The 18,225-nt window shown below is 67.6% G+C and carries 19 protein-coding genes; 11 read left to right on the top strand and 8 right to left on the bottom strand.

What is annotated here, in order from left to right:
* Positions 1 to 25: 25 nt before the first annotated feature.
* On the bottom strand, positions 26 to 514 hold the full coding sequence (gene coaD / locus F572_RS0111875) for a pantetheine-phosphate adenylyltransferase (protein WP_017942993.1): 489 nt from the start codon (positions 512 to 514) through the stop codon (positions 26 to 28).
* A 97-nt stretch (positions 515 to 611) separates the two neighbouring features.
* On the opposite strand from coaD, the gene F572_RS0111870 reads away from it, so the two are divergent.
* Positions 612 to 836, top strand: coding sequence for a hypothetical protein (locus F572_RS0111870; RefSeq protein WP_017942994.1), 225 nt, complete (start codon positions 612 to 614; stop codon positions 834 to 836).
* 107 nt (positions 837 to 943) lie between these two features.
* Here the strand turns inward: F572_RS0111870 and F572_RS0111865 are convergent, their stop codons facing one another.
* The 3 genes from F572_RS0111865 to F572_RS0111855 form a co-directional block, all read right to left on the bottom strand.
* On the bottom strand, positions 944 to 1,969 hold the full coding sequence (locus tag F572_RS0111865; RefSeq protein WP_026143154.1) for a PA2778 family cysteine peptidase: 1,026 nt from the start codon (positions 1,967 to 1,969) through the stop codon (positions 944 to 946).
* A 16-nt stretch (positions 1,970 to 1,985) separates the two neighbouring features.
* Positions 1,986 to 2,408, bottom strand: coding sequence for a PA2779 family protein (locus tag F572_RS0111860; RefSeq protein WP_017942996.1), 423 nt, complete (start codon positions 2,406 to 2,408; stop codon positions 1,986 to 1,988).
* A gap of 99 nt (positions 2,409 to 2,507) precedes the next feature.
* Entirely contained in the window at positions 2,508 to 2,945 is a 438-nt protein-coding gene (locus F572_RS0111855) for a hypothetical protein (protein WP_017942997.1), read from the bottom strand.
* A 158-nt stretch (positions 2,946 to 3,103) separates the two neighbouring features.
* Between F572_RS0111855 and F572_RS0111850 the strand changes: the two genes are divergently transcribed.
* Both F572_RS0111850 and merB read left to right on the top strand, forming a co-directional pair.
* Positions 3,104 to 3,328: a GDCCVxC domain-containing (seleno)protein gene (locus tag F572_RS0111850; RefSeq protein ID WP_017942998.1), complete on the top strand. Its 225-nt coding sequence runs from the start codon at positions 3,104 to 3,106 to the stop codon at positions 3,326 to 3,328.
* Positions 3,325 to 3,975, top strand: a complete 651-nt coding sequence (merB, locus tag F572_RS0111845) for an organomercurial lyase (protein ID WP_017942999.1) — start codon at positions 3,325 to 3,327, stop codon at positions 3,973 to 3,975. The genes F572_RS0111850 and merB overlap by 4 nt, the downstream gene beginning before the upstream one ends.
* Here the strand turns inward: merB and F572_RS0111840 are convergent.
* A complete protein-coding gene (locus tag F572_RS0111840; protein ID WP_017943000.1) occupies positions 3,962 to 5,227 on the bottom strand; it encodes a 6-phosphofructokinase in 1,266 nt (421 codons plus the stop codon). The genes merB and F572_RS0111840 overlap by 14 nt on opposite strands.
* A 140-nt stretch (positions 5,228 to 5,367) precedes the next feature.
* Between F572_RS0111840 and F572_RS0111835 the strand changes: the two genes are divergently transcribed.
* The 3 genes from F572_RS0111835 to chrA all read left to right on the top strand — a co-directional run bounded on the left by F572_RS0111835 (position 5,368) and on the right by chrA (position 8,824).
* Positions 5,368 to 6,381, top strand: coding sequence for a class 1 fructose-bisphosphatase (locus tag F572_RS0111835; protein WP_017943001.1), 1,014 nt, complete (start codon positions 5,368 to 5,370; stop codon positions 6,379 to 6,381).
* Between the two features lie 125 nt (positions 6,382 to 6,506).
* Positions 6,507 to 7,478 (top strand): chromate resistance protein ChrB domain-containing protein, encoded by a 972-nt coding sequence (locus tag F572_RS0111830; protein WP_017943002.1) that lies wholly within the window; start codon positions 6,507 to 6,509, stop codon positions 7,476 to 7,478.
* Positions 7,475 to 8,824, top strand: a complete 1,350-nt coding sequence (chrA, locus tag F572_RS0111825) for a chromate efflux transporter (RefSeq protein WP_017943003.1) — start codon at positions 7,475 to 7,477, stop codon at positions 8,822 to 8,824. The genes F572_RS0111830 and chrA overlap by 4 nt, the downstream gene beginning before the upstream one ends.
* 15 nt (positions 8,825 to 8,839) lie before the next feature.
* Here the strand turns inward: chrA and F572_RS0111820 are convergent, their stop codons facing one another.
* The 3 genes from F572_RS0111820 to F572_RS0111810 form a co-directional block, all read right to left on the bottom strand.
* Positions 8,840 to 9,835 carry a 2-hydroxyacid dehydrogenase gene (locus F572_RS0111820; protein ID WP_017943004.1) on the bottom strand — a complete coding sequence of 332 codons (996 nt, stop codon included), beginning with the start codon at positions 9,833 to 9,835 and terminating at the stop codon, positions 8,840 to 8,842.
* 336 nt (positions 9,836 to 10,171) lie between these two features.
* A complete protein-coding gene (locus tag F572_RS0111815) occupies positions 10,172 to 12,199 on the bottom strand; it encodes a CocE/NonD family hydrolase (RefSeq protein ID WP_017943005.1) in 2,028 nt (675 codons plus the stop codon).
* A complete protein-coding gene (locus tag F572_RS0111810; RefSeq protein ID WP_017943006.1) occupies positions 12,196 to 13,509 on the bottom strand; it encodes an acetyl-CoA carboxylase biotin carboxylase subunit family protein in 1,314 nt (437 codons plus the stop codon). Before F572_RS0111810 ends, F572_RS0111815 begins: the two co-directional genes overlap by 4 nt.
* A gap of 186 nt (positions 13,510 to 13,695) precedes the next feature.
* Here F572_RS0111810 and F572_RS0111805 point away from each other — a divergent pair, with 186 nt between their 5' ends.
* The 5 genes from F572_RS0111805 to F572_RS0111785 are packed head-to-tail and all read left to right on the top strand — an operon-like array spanning position 13,696 to position 18,214.
* Positions 13,696 to 14,808, top strand: coding sequence for a 4Fe-4S dicluster domain-containing protein (locus tag F572_RS0111805; RefSeq protein ID WP_026143155.1), 1,113 nt, complete (start codon positions 13,696 to 13,698; stop codon positions 14,806 to 14,808).
* The gene (locus F572_RS0111800) at positions 14,805 to 15,278 is read left to right on the top strand and encodes a cyclic nucleotide-binding domain-containing protein (protein ID WP_017943008.1); all 474 of its coding nucleotides are present in this window, start codon (positions 14,805 to 14,807) and stop codon (positions 15,276 to 15,278) included. The genes F572_RS0111805 and F572_RS0111800 overlap by 4 nt, the downstream gene beginning before the upstream one ends.
* Positions 15,268 to 16,128, top strand: a complete 861-nt coding sequence (locus F572_RS0111795) for an FAD/NAD(P)-binding protein (protein ID WP_017943009.1) — start codon at positions 15,268 to 15,270, stop codon at positions 16,126 to 16,128. The genes F572_RS0111800 and F572_RS0111795 overlap by 11 nt, the downstream gene beginning before the upstream one ends.
* On the top strand, positions 16,125 to 16,919 hold the full coding sequence (locus tag F572_RS0111790) for an oxidoreductase (RefSeq protein WP_017943010.1): 795 nt from the start codon (positions 16,125 to 16,127) through the stop codon (positions 16,917 to 16,919). The genes F572_RS0111795 and F572_RS0111790 overlap by 4 nt, the downstream gene beginning before the upstream one ends.
* Positions 16,916 to 18,214 (top strand): Ni/Fe hydrogenase subunit alpha, encoded by a 1,299-nt coding sequence (locus F572_RS0111785; RefSeq protein WP_017943011.1) that lies wholly within the window; start codon positions 16,916 to 16,918, stop codon positions 18,212 to 18,214. The genes F572_RS0111790 and F572_RS0111785 overlap by 4 nt, the downstream gene beginning before the upstream one ends.
* Positions 18,215 to 18,225 lie beyond the last annotated feature (11 nt).

The raw sequence follows: 18,225 nt of genomic DNA, 5'->3' as shown, positions 1-18,225 counted from the left end.
AGTCCTCGTGTCGAGTGTCGGCCGGCTAGCGCGCCGCGCCGTTTTGTTCTGCCAGCATGCGCGCCACGCCGGGACTTACGAAGTTTGAGACGTCTCCGCCCAGACGGGCGATTTCCCGTACCAGACTCGAGGAGACAAAGCTGTATTCCTCTGCCGGCGTCAGGAACAGCGTTTCGACCTCCGGCGCAAGCTGACGGTTCATTGCCGCCAGCTGGAACTCGTGCTCGAAATCGGACACCGCCCGCAGGCCGCGCAGGATCACGTTGCCCCCCTGCTCGTGGACAAAATGCGCCAGCAGGACGTTGAAACCCTGCACCTCCACACCGGGGATCTCGCCCACCGCCTCGCGCGCCAGGGCGACACGGGTCTCGAGCGGGAAGGCTGGCCCTTTGTTCGGGTTGGCCGCCACCGCGACGACCACGCGATCAAACAGGCGCGCGGCACGCCGCACGATATCGGTATGGCCGTGGGTGATCGGATCGAAGGTGCCAGGATAGATGGCGGTGACGGGCATGGGCGAAAGGCCGACCGGGAAAACCCCCATTAGACCCCAAGCACCGCGAGCAGACAAAATACGGGTTACGCCTGTCGCCCGAATCAAGGATTGCCCCATGACTGATGACTACCGCCCCCCGCTGGCCGACTACTGGGATCAACTGGAGGCACGCTACGGCGGTAGCTTCAACTTTCACCAGATCTCGCGCGACGAACTGGCGCAGCTGGTGGAACACCTGCGTCACGCGGTAAAGGACGACCCGCAGGTCACGGACGTGGAAAAACAGAACCTGGGCCTGGTGCTCAAGCACGCCGAACAGACGCTGGAGAAACGCAAGTAGGAACCGCCACGGCAATCCCGGCGGCGTCGAGATGGTCCCCCGCGGCGCAACCGGGAGCCGTGGGGCCCCGCCGATGACCGCGTCAGGGCCCAGCCCGCCGTAAAGGCTCAGCGGGCACCGGCCTCGAGTGCGGTGGCACAAGGCGGCAATGCACGACACTCGGCGCCTCCGTCCGGGGCGTTCGCCACCGCACCAAGGGTGCGAGCATAGCGGCCCGGCCCCGCCAGGCCGGCCGCGCAACTCGCCGCCTCGCGTGCCTGCTCGCCGCATTCGCGGGCAATCAGCACATGCGCCAGGTTGTTCCAGCCCTCGTGGCGCGCCGGGTCGCGCTCCACCAGCCTGCGCAAGGCGTCCTCGGCCGTGGGCAGGTCGCCCTGGGCAAACGCCACATTGGCCCGACCCACATAGGGAATCGGCTCTTCGGGCCAGCGCTCCATCGCCGTCTCGTAGCCGGTGGCCGCCGCCGCGAACCGCCCGGTCTGCTCCAGCTCGTTGACCGCCCGCAACCAGCGCAGCGGGGTCGCCGTCGCCGGCAGGGTATCCGGCGCCATCACCAGAAACGCCCAACGCTCCCCGCGCGCCCAGGTCCGCTCGAAGCGGGCAAACGAGTTCACGTGGCGCTGGATGGGGCCGCTGCGCAGGAAGATCTCGCGATCGTCCAGGTCATAGCCGATGACCACCGCGAAGTGCCATTCAGGGATCAGGGCGACCCCGAGGTTCTGGAACACCACCACCGGGTTGCCCGCGGCGACCTCGCGCAGGATGGCCTCCAGCTGGGGCTCGATGCGATAGGCGATCTGGTCGCGCGCGCGCACCGCCGCGCGCATCTCGGTCTGCAGGCTGCCCTCGCGGGCGGGGATGTAGACCTCGTCGATGAGATCATCCAGAGCGGCATCAATACCCCGGGCGCTCAGGGCGGTGGCCAGCGCGGCGGGGCCGCACTGGTACTGCTCCTGGGGGAAGAAAGGGGTGTCGGTCAGCTCCACGCGCGACGGCAGGTCCGCCGGACGCTCGCTGGCCAGGCCCGCGCTCTGCGGTGCGGTGGCGCAACCACCCAGGCCGAGCGCGGCAAGCCCCAGACCGCAAACAAGAACGGCGAGCCCGAAGGCTCGCCGTCGACTCATCGATGTCATGGCTGGGCCAGGGAACCTAGCGGCTGCCGCGCGCCGGACCCACGAACGAGAAGATGTCGGTCACGCCCACCGCATCGAGGATCACGAACACGACGAACACAATGGCGACCACGCCGAGGGCGCTGGCGGCGCCGGCCGGGTCGGTCTCCATGTGCGCCTCCAGGCGGGCCAGTTCCTCGTCGGTCAGGCGGGCCACGCGCTGCTCGGCGCGCTCGGGATCGACACCCATCTCGATCAGCTGGGCACGGACCTCGGCGTCATTGAGCTGTTCCAGCAGATGGGCGCGGGTATCGTCCGCGCTGGCCTGCTGGATCATGCTGCCGGTATCCAGCATGCCCACGCCGGCGAAGGCCGGTGTGGCGGGAAGCAGGGTCAGCGCCAGCGCGACCAGAAAGGCCGCGGGAGCGGACAGGACTCGACGGAACGAAAGTACGTGCATGGCAGACTCCTTGGAAATGGGTCGATGGATACGAGTGTAGCGCGCCCTTGCCACAAAACGACCGGCCGCGAACAGAAATCGCGGCCGGAATCACATCGCTCAGCTTTCCTCGGGGGCCTCGACCACGTTGATCTCGTATTCCAGGACCTCGACCCCGCGCGCCCAGGCCCCGCCGCAGACGGAGTTGTCACGCGTGCGGTTTTCCGTGGCCCCCGGTGCCAGCGTGCGCCACAGACGGGTGGCCGTGCGCACGTCGTCTTCCAGTTCGCCCGGGCAGTTGTAGGCGATCTTGGTGACGCGCACCTCCAGCCAGTCGTCGGTGTTGTTGGTCGCCCGCCACTGCCCGCGTACGTTGGCGCAGCCGTACTCGCGCATGCGGTATTCGAAGGTCACCTCCTCTGGCGAGCCGTCCGCGGGCGCGAAATAGGCGCCCTGCGCGGCGACCTGGCCCGGGGCCAGGAATGCCGCGGCCAGAACGCTGGCGGCCGACAGGGCAAGCGTGCGGTTCAGGATTCGCGTGTACATCGTTTCCTCCATCCGGTATCCGGTATTTGCACCCGTCTTGCGCGGGCTTGGCAGTTTTATAGACTCCGGAATGACCTATTTTGTGCCGATCCCGTTGGTCCAGAAGGGTTTTTCATCCCCGCTTCTCCGGACGCTTGTATCCCATCCTTGCAAAGGGAGCTGAAACACACATGAACGAGATCGTGCCCGCTTCCACCCTGACCTGCCCGGAATGCGGGCATCAGAAGACCGAGACGATGCCCACCGATGCCTGCCAGTGGTTCTACGAATGCGAGAGCTGCGGCACCCTGCTGAAACCCCTGCCCGGAGACTGCTGTGTGTTCTGTTCCTACGGCACCGTGCCCTGTCCGCCGATCCAGCAGGAGGGTCCGGGCGGCTGCTGCGCGCCCTCATGAACCCGACGCGCGTAGCGCAAGCCCTGGAACGCCTCCGGGACGACTTCCCGCTGGAACAGCGCCTGCAGAAGGCCCCCGAGGCCGTGCGCGCCACGTATGTCGAAGTGCTGGGACACTGGCGCCGGACCGGACGCCCCCCCGGCGCCGATGCGCTGGATGGCACCGCACTGGAGCAACTGGCGGCGCTGGATGCCGTGGCGCATCAGGCCCATGGGCTGGGCTGCTACCCCTACAGCGCGGCACCCGCCGGGATCACGGTCGCCGCCACCGGTGACGGCCCGGTGACCGCAATGTGTGCCATTGATGCCCTGGCCATCCCCATGCTGAGCGGCGCGCGGAGCCGGATCAACGCGGCCTGCAGCCACTGCAGCCAGGCGGTCGCGCTCGAATCCGGTCCCGGCGGCGTGGCGAACACCGACTCAATCGCCGTGCATTACCGGCCGCGCCGCGCGGGCGGCGCCCCGTGCTGCAGCAGTCTCTGTGACGGCATCACCTTCGTCTGTGCGGGATGCGCACCCGCCGGGCACCCGGACTACCTGGGCCTGGCCGAGGCGGATACCGTTGCCCGACAGTTCTTCGCCTTCCAGCGGGTCTGGCTGGACGCCAGTACGGCCGACAGACCCGGGCGCAGGTTTAGTCCGTCTTGACCTCGAAGGGCGGACATCTCTTCGGCAATAGCTCGCCGCGGATGCGCGGGTAGCAGGGCAGGCCCCGTTCGAACGGCGGGGTGTCCTCGCCCTGGATCAGCGGGCGCAGGTAATCGCGCGCGGCCTGGGTAATGCCGTAGCCATCCGGCGTGATGTACTCGCGCGGCATCCCCTGTTCGATGTCGGCCACGGTCTCCAGCGGGGTAAAGCCGACGCTCCAGCGGTAGGGATCGTTGGAGTCGCGGCGGATGATGGGCATAAAGGCATCCTCGCCCGCGACCACGCCCTCCACCGCTGCCCGGCCACAGCCGTAGGCCTGTTCCACGTCCACCTTCGACGCGATGTGGCGCGATGCGCGCTGGATGTAGTCCACCACCGCCCAGTGCAGCTTGTGCCCGGTCTGCTCGCGGATCAGTTCGGCCAGGCGCGGCGCGGCGCCGCCCAGCTGGGTGTAGGCATAGACGTCATGGCTCTGGGCGACGGAGAAGAGGCTGCCGTCCGGGGTCTTCAGGCCCTCGGAAACGACCACCACGCAGTACCCGTGGCGTTCGATCGTCCGGTTGAGGTGGTCGAGGAAGTCGGCCTGATCGAACGGCGTCTCGGCGAACAGGATCAGCATCGGCGGCTGGCCGTCGAACTCCTGCGCCAGCGCCGCGGCGGCGGCCAGCCAGCCGGCGTGGCGGCCCATCACCTCCATCACGAATACCTTGGTGGAACTGGTGTGCATGGACTCGACGTCCAGGCTGGCCTCGCGCACGGCCGTGGCGATGAATTTGGCGGCCGAGCCGAAGCCGGGGCTGGAGTCGGTCACGGCCAGGTCGTTGTCGATCGTCTTGGGTACGCCGATCGCCTTGATCGGGAAGCCCATGCGGTCTCCCATTTTCGCGATCTTCAGCGCCGTATCCATGGAACCGCCGCCGCCGTTGTAGAAGAAGGTGCCGATGTCATGCGCGCGGAAGACCTCGACCAGGCGCTCGTACTGCTCCGGGTCCTTGTCGGGATCACCCAGATCAAAGCGGCAGGAACCGAACGCCCCGCCCGGCGTATGCCGCAGCGCCGCCAGGGTCAGCGGGTCCTCCTGGTCGAGGTCGATGATCTCCTCGCGCAGGACACCCAGGATGCCGTCGCGCGCCGCATAGATCTTGCCGAAGTGAGCCGGGTGGGCGCGCACCGCCTCGATCACCCCCCAGGCGCTGGCATTGATAACGGCGGTCACCCCGCCGGACTGGGCATACAGCGCGTTCTGCGGCATGGAAAACCTCTTCTTTTGTGTATGGACGCGCCAAGACGCTTTGGCGCTTTTGCTACACTACGCCGTCTTTTACCCGGCGCGGCGACGCTCCAGACCTTTCGATCGCGCGGAATCCATCGACTATCAAGGCTACTAGCATCATGCATATCGGTACCACACTGACCAACTGCATCATCGAAACCCAGCGCGGGATCCAGGGCGCGACCGGCGAATTCACCGGGCTCCTGAACGATATCTCCGTGGCGTGCAAGAAGATCTCCAACCTCGTCGACAAAGGCGACCTGGTCGGGGTTCTTGGCTCCGCGGGCTCCGAGAACGTGCAGGGCGAGACGCAGAAGAAGCTCGACATCATCACCAACGAGGTGTTCATCGAGAGCCTGAGCCACAACGGCCATGCGGCCGGCCTGGCCTCCGAGGAAATGGACGAGATCTGCGAGATGCCGGCCAACGAGCCGCGCGGCCACTACCTGGTCCTGTTCGACCCGCTGGATGGCTCCTCCAACATCGACGTGAACGTCTCCGTCGGTACGATCTTCTCCATCCTGAAGGCCCCGGAAGGTGTCACCGATCCGAAGACCGAGGACTTCCTGCAGCCGGGCACCAAGCAGGTCGCCGCCGGCTACTGCCTGTACGGCCCGTCCACCATGATGGTGATGACCACCGGTCAGGGCGTGAAGATGTTCACCCTGGACAAGGACTTCGGCGAGTTCCTGCTGACCAAGGACAGCGTGCAGATCCCGGAAGACACCCAGGAATTCGCGATCAACATGTCCAACAGCCGCTTCTGGGAGGCCCCGGTCAAGCGCTACATCGACGAATGCCTGGCCGGCAAGGAAGGCGAGCGCGGCAAGGACTTCAACATGCGCTGGGTGGCCTCCATGGTCGCCGAGGTGCACCGCATCCTGTCGCGTGGTGGCGTGTTCCTGTATCCGATGGACACCAAGATGCAGGCCAAGGGCACGGCCGGCAAGCTGCGCCTGATGTACGAGGCCAACCCGATGAGCTTCATCGTCGAGCAGGCCGACGGTGCCGCCACCACCGGGCGCGAGCGCATCATGGACATCAGCCCCGAGGGCATCCACCAGCGCGTGCCGGTGGTCCTGGGCGCGAAGAACGAAGTGGAACGGATCACCCGCTACCACAACGAGGGCTGAACACCGCCCTCCTGCGCCGGTCACCCGGCGCACCCGAAAGGCCCGGCCCCGCAAGGCGCCGGGCCTTTTTGTGCGCATGTTCCACGTATTTGTAATGTGCGTTACATCGATGATACATATATAACATGTATGCGCAGGATGCCGAATGGCAGGTACTCATCCTCGCCTTTCAGGCCGGGCAGGACTCGACCCGGGTCCGGCTGTGGCGGGCGCTGAAGGCACTGGGCGCCGCCACGCTGCGCGATGGGGTCTACCTGCTGCCCAACCGCTCGGATCTGCGCGACGGCCTGCTGGAACTGGCCGAATCGGCGCGCGCGGCAGGCAACCAGGCCTACCATCTCCCGGTCGCCGCCAACCCCGAGGAACAGGCGCATTACCGCAGCCTGTTCGACCGTGAAGCGGAGTACCGGACCCTGCGAAAGAACGCGGAAACCCTGCTGGGGCAACTGCCCGCGCTGGGCGAAGCCGAGCTGCTCAAGCGGCTGCGCCAGATCCACCGCGAGGCCGATCAGTTGCGCCGCACCGACTACTTCCCGGGGCCCGACCGCGCGCCGCTGGAGGCGCAGCTGGCCCGCCTGGAAACCGCCGCCCAGGCGGTCCTGTCACCGGACGAGCCCTCGCCCGAGCCTGACACCGGCGTACCCCGGCTGGAGCCGGCGGACTACCGCGGCCGGCTATGGGCCACGCGGGCAGCGCTATGGGTGGACCGCGTCGCCAGCGCCTGGCTGATCCGCGAATTCATCGACCCCGAGGCGCGCTTCGTCTGGCTCGCGACCCCGGCCGACTGCCCGGACGAGGCGCTCGGCTTCGATTTCGACGGCGCCGCGTTCACCCACATCGGTGACCGCGTCACCTTCGAGGTGTTGCTGGCGGCCTTCGGCCTGGAACGTGACAGCGGCCTCGCCGGGCTCGGGGACATGGTGCATTTCCTCGACGTGGGCGGGCGCCCCGTCGCCGAGGCCGCGGGCTTCGAGAGCATCCTGACCGGGGCCAAGCAGCAGTGCGCGGATGACGATGCGCTGCTGGCCCGAGTCACACCCGTCCTGCACGACCTGCGCCACGCCTTTGAACAACAGTCCGGGCGCAATCCCGCATGAATGATTTCGATACGCCCAGCACCCTCCGCCCCAGCGCGCCCACGCGCGGCGAGGCCTTTCGCTACTGGCTGAAGCTTGGCTTCATCTCGTTCGGCGGGGCCGCCGGACAGATCGGGATGATGCACGAGGAACTCGTGGAACGCCGCCGCTGGGTCTCCGAGAACCGCTTCCTGCATGCGCTGAATTACACGATGGTGCTGCCCGGGCCGGAGGCGCAGCAGCTCGCCACGTATCTCGGCTGGCTGCTGCACGGCACCTTCGGCGGCCTGATGGCCGGGCTGCTGTTCATTCTGCCCTCGCTGTTTTTGATGATCGGTTTGTCCTGGGTCTACCTGGCCTTTGGCGACGTGCCTGCGGTGGAGGCGGTGTTCTATGGCATCAAGCCGGCCGTGGTCGCGATCATCGTCTACGCCGGCTGGCGCATCGGCGGGCGAGTGCTCAACAACGGCCTGCTGTGGCTGATGGCCATCGCGGCCTTCCTGGCGATCTTCGCACTGAACATCCCGTTCCCCTACATCATCGCCGCGGGCGTGCTCGGCTGGCTGGGCAGCCGGGTCTGGCCGGAGCGCTTCCAGAGCGGGGTTTCGCACAGCGCCGGCAGCCACAAGGCCACGGGGCCGGCCGTGGTGGACGACGACACCCCTCCCGCACCCTGGATGCAGTTTCGCTGGTCGCGCGTGATCCGCTTCCTCGTGGTCGGCCTCGGCCTGTGGGCCGCCGTCTTCGGCTTGCTGCTCGCGGTATTCGGGTGGGACGCCACGCTGACCCGCATGGGGCAGTTCTTTACCCAGACCGCCCTGGTGACCTTCGGCGGCGCCTATGCGGTGCTGCCCTACGTCTATCAGGGCGGGGTGGAGACCTACGGCTGGCTGAGTCCGACCCAGATGATCGACGGGCTGGCGCTGGGCGAGGCCACTCCGGGCCCCCTGATCATGGTGGTGACCTTCGTCGGCTTCATCGGCGGCTGGACGCAGGCCTTTCTCGGGCCGGACCAGGTGCTCCTGGCCGCCCTTCTTGGGGCGCTGGTCGCAACCTTCTTCACCTTCCTGCCATCATTCCTGTTCATCCTGGTCGGCGCACCGCTGGTCGAACGCACGCGCGGGGATCTGCACTTCACGGGACCGCTGACCGGCATCACCGCCGCGGTGGTCGGGGTTATCGTGAACCTCGCGGTGTTCTTCACCTGGCACGTGCTGTGGCCAGACAGCTTTGACGGCGCCTTCGAATGGTTCTCCGCGCTGCTGGGCATCGCCGCCTTCATCGCCCTGGCCCGCTTCCGCGTCGGGATTATCCCGCTGATCCTCTCCTGTGCGGGGCTGGGGGCAGGCTTCCAGCTCGCGCTCTGATCGCAGGGAGACGCCTCAGACGATGCGGCCTTCGGGCTGCGCGTCCGGGTCCTGATGCAGGGCGGTCAGGTTCGTGACGGTGGTATCGGCGATGTTGGTCAGGGCCTCGTGGGTGAGGAAGGCCTGGTGGCCCGTCACCAGCACGTCGTCGCGCTGCATCAGTCGCGCGAGGCGCCGGTCCGGCAGACCGGCCAGCGACCAGTCGTGAAAGAACAGCCCCGCCTCGGCCTCGTAGACATCCAGCGCGAGCCCGCCCAGCTGACCGGAGTCCAGCGCGACCTCGGCGGCATCGGTATCCACCAGCGCCCCGCGCGCCGTGTTGATCAGGAATGCCCCGCGCGGCATCCGGGCGAGGGTGTCGGCGTTGATCATATGCCGGTTCTCCGGGGTCATCGGGCAGCTGAGACTGACCACCGAGGACTCGGCCAGCAGCGCATCCAGGCCGCGGTACACCACCCCAGCGGACTGCAGCTCGGCATTCGGATACGGGTCGTGGGCGAGGACCCGACAGCCGAAGCCGAGCATGATCCGGGCAAAAGCCTGGCCGATCCGCCCGGTCCCGACGATGCCCACGGTGCGCCCGACGAGGTCGAAGCCCGTCAGGTGGTCGAGGCGGAAATCGCCGCGCCGGGTCCGCTCCCAGGCCCGGTGTACCCGGCGGTTCAGGGTCATCAAGAGGGCGACCGCATGCTCCGCGATCGCGTTCGGGGAGTAGGCCGGAACCCGCCCCACGCGCACACCGCGCTCGCGGGCCCGCGCGACATCCAGGTTGTCGTAACCCGAACAGCGCAGCGCAATCACGTGGATGCCCTGATCCGCGAGCCCGTCGATCACGCGCCGGTGCAGATCGTCGTTCGTGAAGACACAAACGGCATCGGCACCCCGGGCCAGGTGCACCGTCTCCGCGGTGAGGCGTTCGGTGTGCACCACCGGGGTCATTCCGGCGGCCACCAGGGCCGGCTGGAGGAATTCGCGATCATGCTGCTGAACACTGAACAGGGCCACCCGCATGTCAGTCTCGCTTGTAAAGGGGGGTGAACGGGGATTCACGCAAGGTCTGCGCGATGGATTCCGGGACGCCTTGAAGGTGCCCCGTGCCGGTGTTCGTCGACACCGACGCCGACAGCTGCAGGGACAGAATAGCGCAGGATCGAGCCCTTAACCCGGATGTTTCATGAATTGCACGCGCCCTCGCTGGTCTGTTGTCCGCACAGGGAATTTTCCTCAGTCGGCCGTATCGCCCCATACGGCACTTCTTCGGAAAATCCCCTGTGCGACCCATATCCTGCGCGATTATCACGCGAGTTCATGAAACATCCGGGTTAAGGAGCAGGCCCCGCGTCCTGTTCACACAAGGTCGCGGGGGATCCGGATATCCCAGTTGCGAGAACACACCCGACGTTCGCCCTCGTACGCATCCAGCTGGGCGTGGATCTCGAACTCGGTGGGGGTCGAGGTAAGCACCGTTCGGGTCACCGTACGCACTTCCCATTCACCGCGCCGGAAGCCGCGCTCCCACAGTGTTTCCCCGCGCGCCGAGTTGAAGTCGTCACCCCGGTAGCTGTACCACTCCAGCGCCTTGCGCTGCATCTCCAGGTTCAGATCTTCCAGCCGGACGGTCCCCGCGTCGTTGATCACCTCCAGGGTCGACTCGTCCTCGGCCAGGTCACGAATGACCCGCCAGTTATGCTGCTGCGGCGTGAGCTGACGGGTCTCCGTCGAGGGGGGTGCACCCTCGGGGGGCGGGAAGGCGATTCGGGCATCCAGGTCTTCGCGCGGCGAGCGCCGGGGCAGAAGCAGACGGCTCGCGCCTGCCGTGATCCGTAGCCGCACCGGCCGCGGCGCCGGCCATGCCAGCGGGAAATACGAGGTCGACAGCGACAGGCGGATGCGATGTCCTGCCGGGAAGCGCTGCGCTACGTCGTTGAACTTGACCCGGACGCGATAGGTTTTACCGGGCTCCAGTGGTTTCGGGGTCTCGGCTCCTTCGCGGTGGGTCAGGTTGAGCAACCCATAGGTGACGCGGGTCGCCTTGTCGTCAGCGGCAACATCGGACAACCGCGCCGCAACCATCGCGACGGGCTGATCGACGCTCAACTCCAGCTCCAGCATCGCAGCGCCGAGGATCTCCAGGGGCTTCTCCAGCGGGGCGCTGGTGAATACCAGGGCGCCCCCATCCTCTTCGCGCTGGTCGTGCGGCAGATCGGGCGTCGCAGAATACGAACACCACTTGCCGGCGAACAGGCCCACGCTCAGCGGCGATTGCAGGCTCATCTCGCGTTCCGGTATGCCCCCCGATTCGTTCTCCAGTCGCCCCGGCCAGGCCAGGGTCAGCGGCTCGAGCTCCACGTTTGCCGAGGGCCAGTGTGGTTCGCCCACCCAGCGCCCCGGGCGTTCCTCGTAGCGGGTGGTCGGCGGGACGCTGTCCTGCATCCAGACCCGCAACATCGGTTCTTCCATGATCCCGTTTGGTTCGTCCTTCAGCCAGTGGTCCCACCAGCGCAGACATTCCTGCAGGAAGCCGATGGCCGGACCCGGGACCCCCTGGTGGGGGTATTTGTGGCTCCAGGGGCCGACCAGGCCCAGGCGAGGCCCCTGCAGGTTGTCCAGCAGGCGAAACACCGCGTTGGAATAGCCGTCGGCCCAGCCGCTCACCGCCATGACCGGGGTCTTTACCGCGGACCAGTCCTCGCAGATCGAGCCATGCTTCCAGTAGTCGTCACGGCGCTGGTGGCGCAGCCACTTCTCCAGCCACAGCCCGCTGCCCTCCAGGCGCTGGAACCACATCTCGCGCCAGCGTTCGCCCACGATCTCCGGATCCGGCGGCAGGGAGTTGTAGGCAAACATGGTCGAGGCCCAGGACAGGTTGTCGCCCAGCAGGCAGCCGCCCATATGATGGACGTCGTCGGCGTAGCGGTCATCGGTGGAACACACACTGACCACGGCCTTCAGCTCCGGCGGTTGCAATGCCGCGATCTGCAGGCCGTTGAAGCCACCCCAGGAGATGCCGATCATTCCGACATTGCCGTTGCACCAGGTTTGTTCGCCCATCCAGCGCAGGATCTCCACGCCGTCGTCCAGTTCCTGCTGCAGATACTCGTCCTCCAGCACCCCCTCGGAGTCTCCGGATCCGCGCAGGTCCACCCGCAGACACGCGTAGCCGTGACCGGCAAAGTAGTGGTGGATCGCGTCGTCGCGTAGTCGCGTGGAATCGCGCCGGCGGTACGGGATGTATTCCAGGATCGCGGGGACGGGCTGCTGTTCGGCGCCTTCGGGGCGCCACAACCGGGCGGCCAGGTGCGTCCCGTCGGCAAGCGGGATCGGGATGTATTCCTCGACCGTCACGGCGTAGGGAAAGTCGCGGACGATTTTCATGGCTGTGCCTCGTCGACGGGTTCGAACTCCATGGGCAGCCGCTCCATCACACGCGTATAGGTTCGCTCCAGCTCGGTGTTGTCCGCGGCCCCGACAAACAGGGTTGCGACCTCGTAGGAGTAGCTGTCCTGATAACACAGCTGCGACAGCAGCATGCCCTCCGCGACCTCGATCTGTACGACCACTCCCGGGAACTCGGCCTCGACGGCCGTGATCTCCCCCGGCGTGGGCATCCGCACGACCCGTGCGTCCTGGTACCGACGAACCATGAACTTGGCCGCACACGCGAATTCCCCCTGGCGATGCGGCATGGCGGGCTCGCGGCCCAGTCCGAGGTCGATCATCACCTGGTGGTGGTAGCAGCCATCGACCATGCGGAACAGCGGGGCGTGGGACTTGGAGATCCGGGTATTGATCTCCAGCAGCCAGATCCGGTCCGTGGCCTCGTCCCAGTAGAACTCCACGTTGAACGGGGCACAGTCATACCCCACCTGCCGGATCACGCGGTCCGTGATCTCGCCCATGCGCGCCTGCACGCCATCCGGCAATGTCGACGGATACTGGTAGCGCGAGAACGACGAGCCGGCCGCACCCTCGCGCAGAGAGTCGACCGCACCATAGACCCGGACTGCGCCCTGCCAGGCATACCCCTCCAGGGTGCACTGGCGCCCCTCCGATATCAGCGCCTCGGCAATGCAGTGATTGCCGTCGACGCCGGCCACCTCCGGAGGCAGCGTTGCGTGCCCCAGGACATGGTTGAAGGGCTCGCCGAAGCGGTCGATCTCCCTGCGGATCTGCTCCATGGCGCGCCGAAAGTCGTGCGCATCGTTGATGCGAAAGCCGAGGTAGGAGAGCACCGATTTCACCGGCTTGATCCAGAACGGAAAGTCCAGGGTGACCTCGCGCAATGGATCGTCGGCAAACGGGTTGACCGCGCAGAAGGCCGGGATGTGTTCGGGTGCAACGCGGGCCTGTTCCAGCCGGCTCCAGTACTTGTGCTCGCACTTCAGCACACTTTCCAGGGTCGGCCCCGGCAGGTCCCTGGCCTGGCGCAGGAGGGGCAGGATCGTACTGACCGGGAAGTCCCAGAATCCGACCACGGCGTCCACCGTGCCGGCAAACTGCGCCAGGCGTTCGCGGCCCTCGATCAGGATCCGACGCACCGGAAACCGGGCGCAGGGCTTGACCTCCTCGCGGGTGAACAATGCATGGAAGACATAGTTCTCCGGCCCGGGCAGGGCCCGGAGCTGTGCCAGATGGAAGTCGTCCAGACCGACCACGAAGATATTGCGCCTCGCCGGCGCATTCATAACTGCCATCGTTTTCCCCGAACAACGGGCCGCCAGGGCCACATACCACCCTCCATGGAGTGTGGCAGGTATCCGGGTTATTACCAGCCCGGGATGTCGCTGGATCGCGCCCCGCACTTGCCGCACTATGGACGCGTGTTGGGTCTTGCCGTACCGAACGGCTCGCCCGAGACCCAGGAGTCGTCTGTGGAAGTGATCGCACCGCAAGCCGTAGACACGCTGATCCGCCTGCTGGCCGGGGATGGCTATGAGGTGGTAGGGCCGACGCGGCGCGACGGCGCGATCGTCTACGACCGGGTGGGCGGCCTCGAGGACCTGCCGGTGGGCTGGACCGACGAGCAGGCCCCCGGGCACTACCGCCTGCGCGAACGCGACGACGACGCGCTGTTCGGCTATGTGGTCGGGCCGCATTCCTGGAAGAAGTACCTGTTCCCGCCCGAGGAGACCCTGTTCCGGCTGACCCGTCAGCCGGACGGCAGCTTCGTGACCGAGCCCGGCGTATCCGACATCCCCCGCCGCGCCTTCATCGGCATGCGCGCCTGCGAGTTGGCGGCGATCGACGTGCAGGACCGGGTGTTCCTCGGCCAGGCGGTGCAGGACCGCGGCTATGCGGCGCGCCGCCAGGACTTGTTCATGGTTGCGGTCAGTTGTGCCGAGCCGGGAGGCACCTGCTTCTGCGCCTCCATGGACACCGGCCCGCGCGCCCGCAAGGGCTTCGACCTGGCGCTCACCGAGGTGATCGACGCCACCCAGCACTTCCTGGTCGCCGAGGCCGGATCCGACGCGGGGCGTGCGATGCTCGACCGGCTGGAGCCGCGCCCCGCCAGCGATGCCGAGCAGGCTGCGGCCGAACGCGTGTGGGCCGAGGCGCCGGAAAAGATGGGCCGACAGATGCCGGCGGACGCCCGCGAGGTGCTGAACCGGGCCTTCGAGCACCCGCGCTGGGAGGAAACCGCCGAGCGCTGCCTGTCCTGCTCCAACTGCACCCTGGTCTGCCCCACCTGCTTCTGCTCGCAGGTCGAGGAGGTGCCAGATCTGGAAGGCCAGCGCACCGAACGCGTGCGGCGCTGGGATTCCTGCTTCAACCAGGAACACTCGCACCTGGTCGGCGGCGCGCACCGCGAGTCGGTGGCCGCGCGCTATCGCCAGTGGATCACCCACAAGCTGGCCACCTGGCACGACCAGTTCGGCACCTCCGGCTGTGTCGGCTGCGGACGCTGCATCACCTGGTGCCCGGTGGGCATCGACATCACCGAGGAGGTCACCGCGGTGCGCCGCGATCCGGAGGGCCGGGGATGAACGAGCTGCTGGCGATCATCGAGGAACAGCCGTTCTTCGAGGATATGGCGCCGGAGCACCGGCGCCTGCTGGCGGCCTGCGCGGCGAAGTGCAGCTATGCGGACGGGACCCGGCTGATGCGCGACCACGAGCCGACCGAGACCTTCTGGCTGATCCGCGAGGGCCAGGTCGCGCTGGAGAGCCCGCTGCGCGAGGGAACGGTGGCGTTCCAGACCTTGGGTGCCGGCGACATCCTCGGCTGGTCCTGGCTCCTGCCGCCGTACCGCGCCAGCTACGACGCGCGGGCGGTGACGGACCTCCATACCCTGCGCTTCGATGCCGGCGTGCTGCGCGAACGTATGGAGGCCGACCCGGCGTTCGGCTACGTGCTGATGAAGCACTTCGCCGCGCTGATCGTGCAACGCCTGCAGGCCGCGCGGTTGCAGGCGCTGGATATCTACAGCCACGGAGGGCCCGGCCATGGCGCCTGACGCGGTTGCAACCCTGCCGGATCAGGCGATGGCGCCAGAGCCCTGGCGCATCCACTCGGTGCGCCGCGACGTGGCCAGCAACGAGGTCTTCAGCTGGACGCTGTACCCCGAACCGGGCGTGGAGCCGGGGCCGCCGCCGGCGCCCGGGCAGTTCAACATGCTCTACCTGTTCGGCGTGGGCGAGGTGCCGATCTCGGTGTCCGCGATCACCGACGACGGCGGCATCGTGCACACCATCCGCGCGGTGGGCAGCGTGACCCGCGCGATGCAGGATCTGGAGGCCGGTGCGGTGGTTGGCCTGCGCGGGCCGTTCGGCACGGCCTGGCCGGTGGAACAGGCGCGCGGGCGCGACCTGGTGCTGGTGGCCGGCGGCATCGGCCTGGCCCCGCTGCGCCCGGTCATCCACGCGGCGCTCCAGCGGCGTTCGGAGTTCGGCCGCATGGTGGTCTGTTACGGCGCGCGTTCGCCCGGCGACATGATCTTCCGCGACGAGCTGGACGCCTGGGAAGCCCGCGACGATGTGGATCTGCGCATCACCGTGGATCGCGGCACTGCCGCCTGGCGCGGCGATGTCGGCGTGGTCACCCAGCTGGTCGATCGCGGCGGTTTCGACCGGCGCAACACCCTGGCGATGGTCTGCGGCCCGGAGGTGATGATGCGTTTCACCGCGTCCTCGCTGGAGCGCCGCGGCCTGAAGCCGGAGGACATCTTCGTGTCCATGGAACGCAACATGCGCTGCGCGGTGGGCTTTTGCGGCCACTGCCAGATCGGGTCGCACTTCGTCTGCCGCGACGGCCCCGTGTTCCCCTACCCGGTGATGGAACCAGCCTTCCGGGTGCGCGAGCTATGAGTCGGGAAAAGCCCACCCTGGCGGTGTTCAAGTTCGCCTCCTGCGACGGCTGCCAGCTCAGCCTGCTGGACTGCGAGGACGAGCTGCTGGCGGTCACCGACCGGATCCGGATCGCCCACTTCCCCGAGGCCACGCGCACCCGCATCGACGGGCCGTGGGACCTGACGCTGGTCGAGGGCTCGATCACCACGCCGCAGGCGGCGGAGGAGATCCGCGAGATCCGCCGCGCCTCGAAGTTCCTCGTGACCATCGGCGCCTGCGCGACCACCGGCGGCATCCAGGCCCTGCGCAACTTCGCGGACGTCGAGGAATTCACCCGCCAGGTCTACGCCCACCCGGAATACATCGAGACCCTGGCCACCTCGGATGCCATCAGCCAGCACGTCCCGGTGGACTTCGAACTGCGCGGCTGCCCGATCGACAAGTACCAGTTGCTGGAGGTCGTCAGCGCCTTCCTCTACGGCCGGCGCCCGCAGGTCTCCAGCGCCAGCGTCTGCGAGGAGTGCAAGCGGGCGGGACAGGTCTGCGTGATGGTCGCCCACGGCACGCCCTGCCTGGGGCCGGTCACCCATGCCGGCTGCGGCGCGCTGTGCCCTGGTTGCAACCGCGGCTGCTATGGCTGCTTCGGGCCCAAGGAGACGCCCAACGCGCCCGGCCTGTCCGGGCAGCTGGAGGCCCTCGGCATGGAGCGCGCCACGCGCGTGCGCTTCTACCGTACCTTCAACGCCGGCGCCGACGCCTTTCGTGAAGAAAGCGAACGCCAGGAACAGGAAACAGGATCGCAGTCATGAGCGAGACCCGCACCATCGAAGTCGACTACCTCGCCCGAGTGGAGGGTGAGGGCGCGATGTACGTGCGCACCGAGGGCGACCGCGTGGAGGAGGTGAAGCTGTCGATCTTCGAGGCGCCGCGCTTCTTCGAGGGCTTCCTGCGCGGGCGCGATTTCCGCGAGGCCCCGGACATCACCGCGCGCATCTGCGGCATCTGCCCCATCGCCTACCAGATGGGCGCCTCGCTGGCGATGGAGGACATCTGCGGCGTGACCGTGACCGGCGTGCTACAGGACCTGCGGCGGCTGGCCTACTGCGGCGAGTGGATCGAGAGCCACGCCCTGCACGTATTCATGCTGCACCTGCCGGACTTCCTCGGCTATCCCGACGCGGTCACCGCCGCGAAGGACCACCCGGATATGGTGCGCAACGGCCTGCGCATCAAGAAGATCGGCAACTCCATCCTGCGCCTGCTGGGCGGGCGCGAGATCCACCCGGTGAACCTGCGCGTCGGCGGCTTCTACCGCGCGCCGTCACCGGACGCGGTCGCCGGCCTGCGCGAGGACCTGGCCTGGGGCCTGGAGGCATCCTGCGAGGTGGCCGATTTCCTCGCCACCCTCGACTACCCGAACCTGGAACGCGACTACGAGTTCGTGTCGCTCGTCCACCCGGACGAATACCCGATCACCCACGGGCGCCTCGGCTCCAGCAGCGGCCTGGACGCGGCCATCCGCGACTACGACGACATCTTCACCGAGGAACACGTCGCCCACTCCAACGCCCTGCACAGCCACCGGTCGGACTCCGGCGAACCGGTGTTCATGGGCCCGCTGGCGCGCTTCGCCCTGAACCGCGAACGCCTGACCCCGCGCGCCGCCGAGCTGGCCGAACGCGCCGGGCTGGGCGCGGCCTGCCGCAACCCCTTCCGCAGCATCCAGGTGCGCATGATCGAGATCGTCCTCGCCTTCGAGGAGGCCCTGCGCCTGGTGGACGGCTACCGGACCGCACCGAGCGAACCCGCGCTGCCGGTCACCCCGCGCGCCGGCACCGGCTTCGGCGCCACCGAGGCCCCGCGCGGCATCTGCTACCACCGCTACACCCTCGACGACGCGGGCCTGATCACCGATGCGAAGATCGTCCCGCCCACCTCGGTCAACCAGCCCACCATCGAGGCCGACCTGCGCGAACTGGTCCAGAACAGCCTCGACCTGCCGGACGACGAACTGCGCCACCACTGCGAGGTCGCCATCCGCAACTACGACCCCTGCATCTCCTGCGCCACCCACTTCCTCGACCTCACCGTCGACCGCCAGTGAGGCCCAGCACA

Source organism: Thioalkalivibrio sp. ALE14, from assembly GCF_000376845.1.
Taxonomy (GTDB): Bacteria; Pseudomonadota; Gammaproteobacteria; order Ectothiorhodospirales; family Ectothiorhodospiraceae; genus Thioalkalivibrio.
This window is presented reverse-complemented; position numbering and strand designations above follow the sequence as displayed.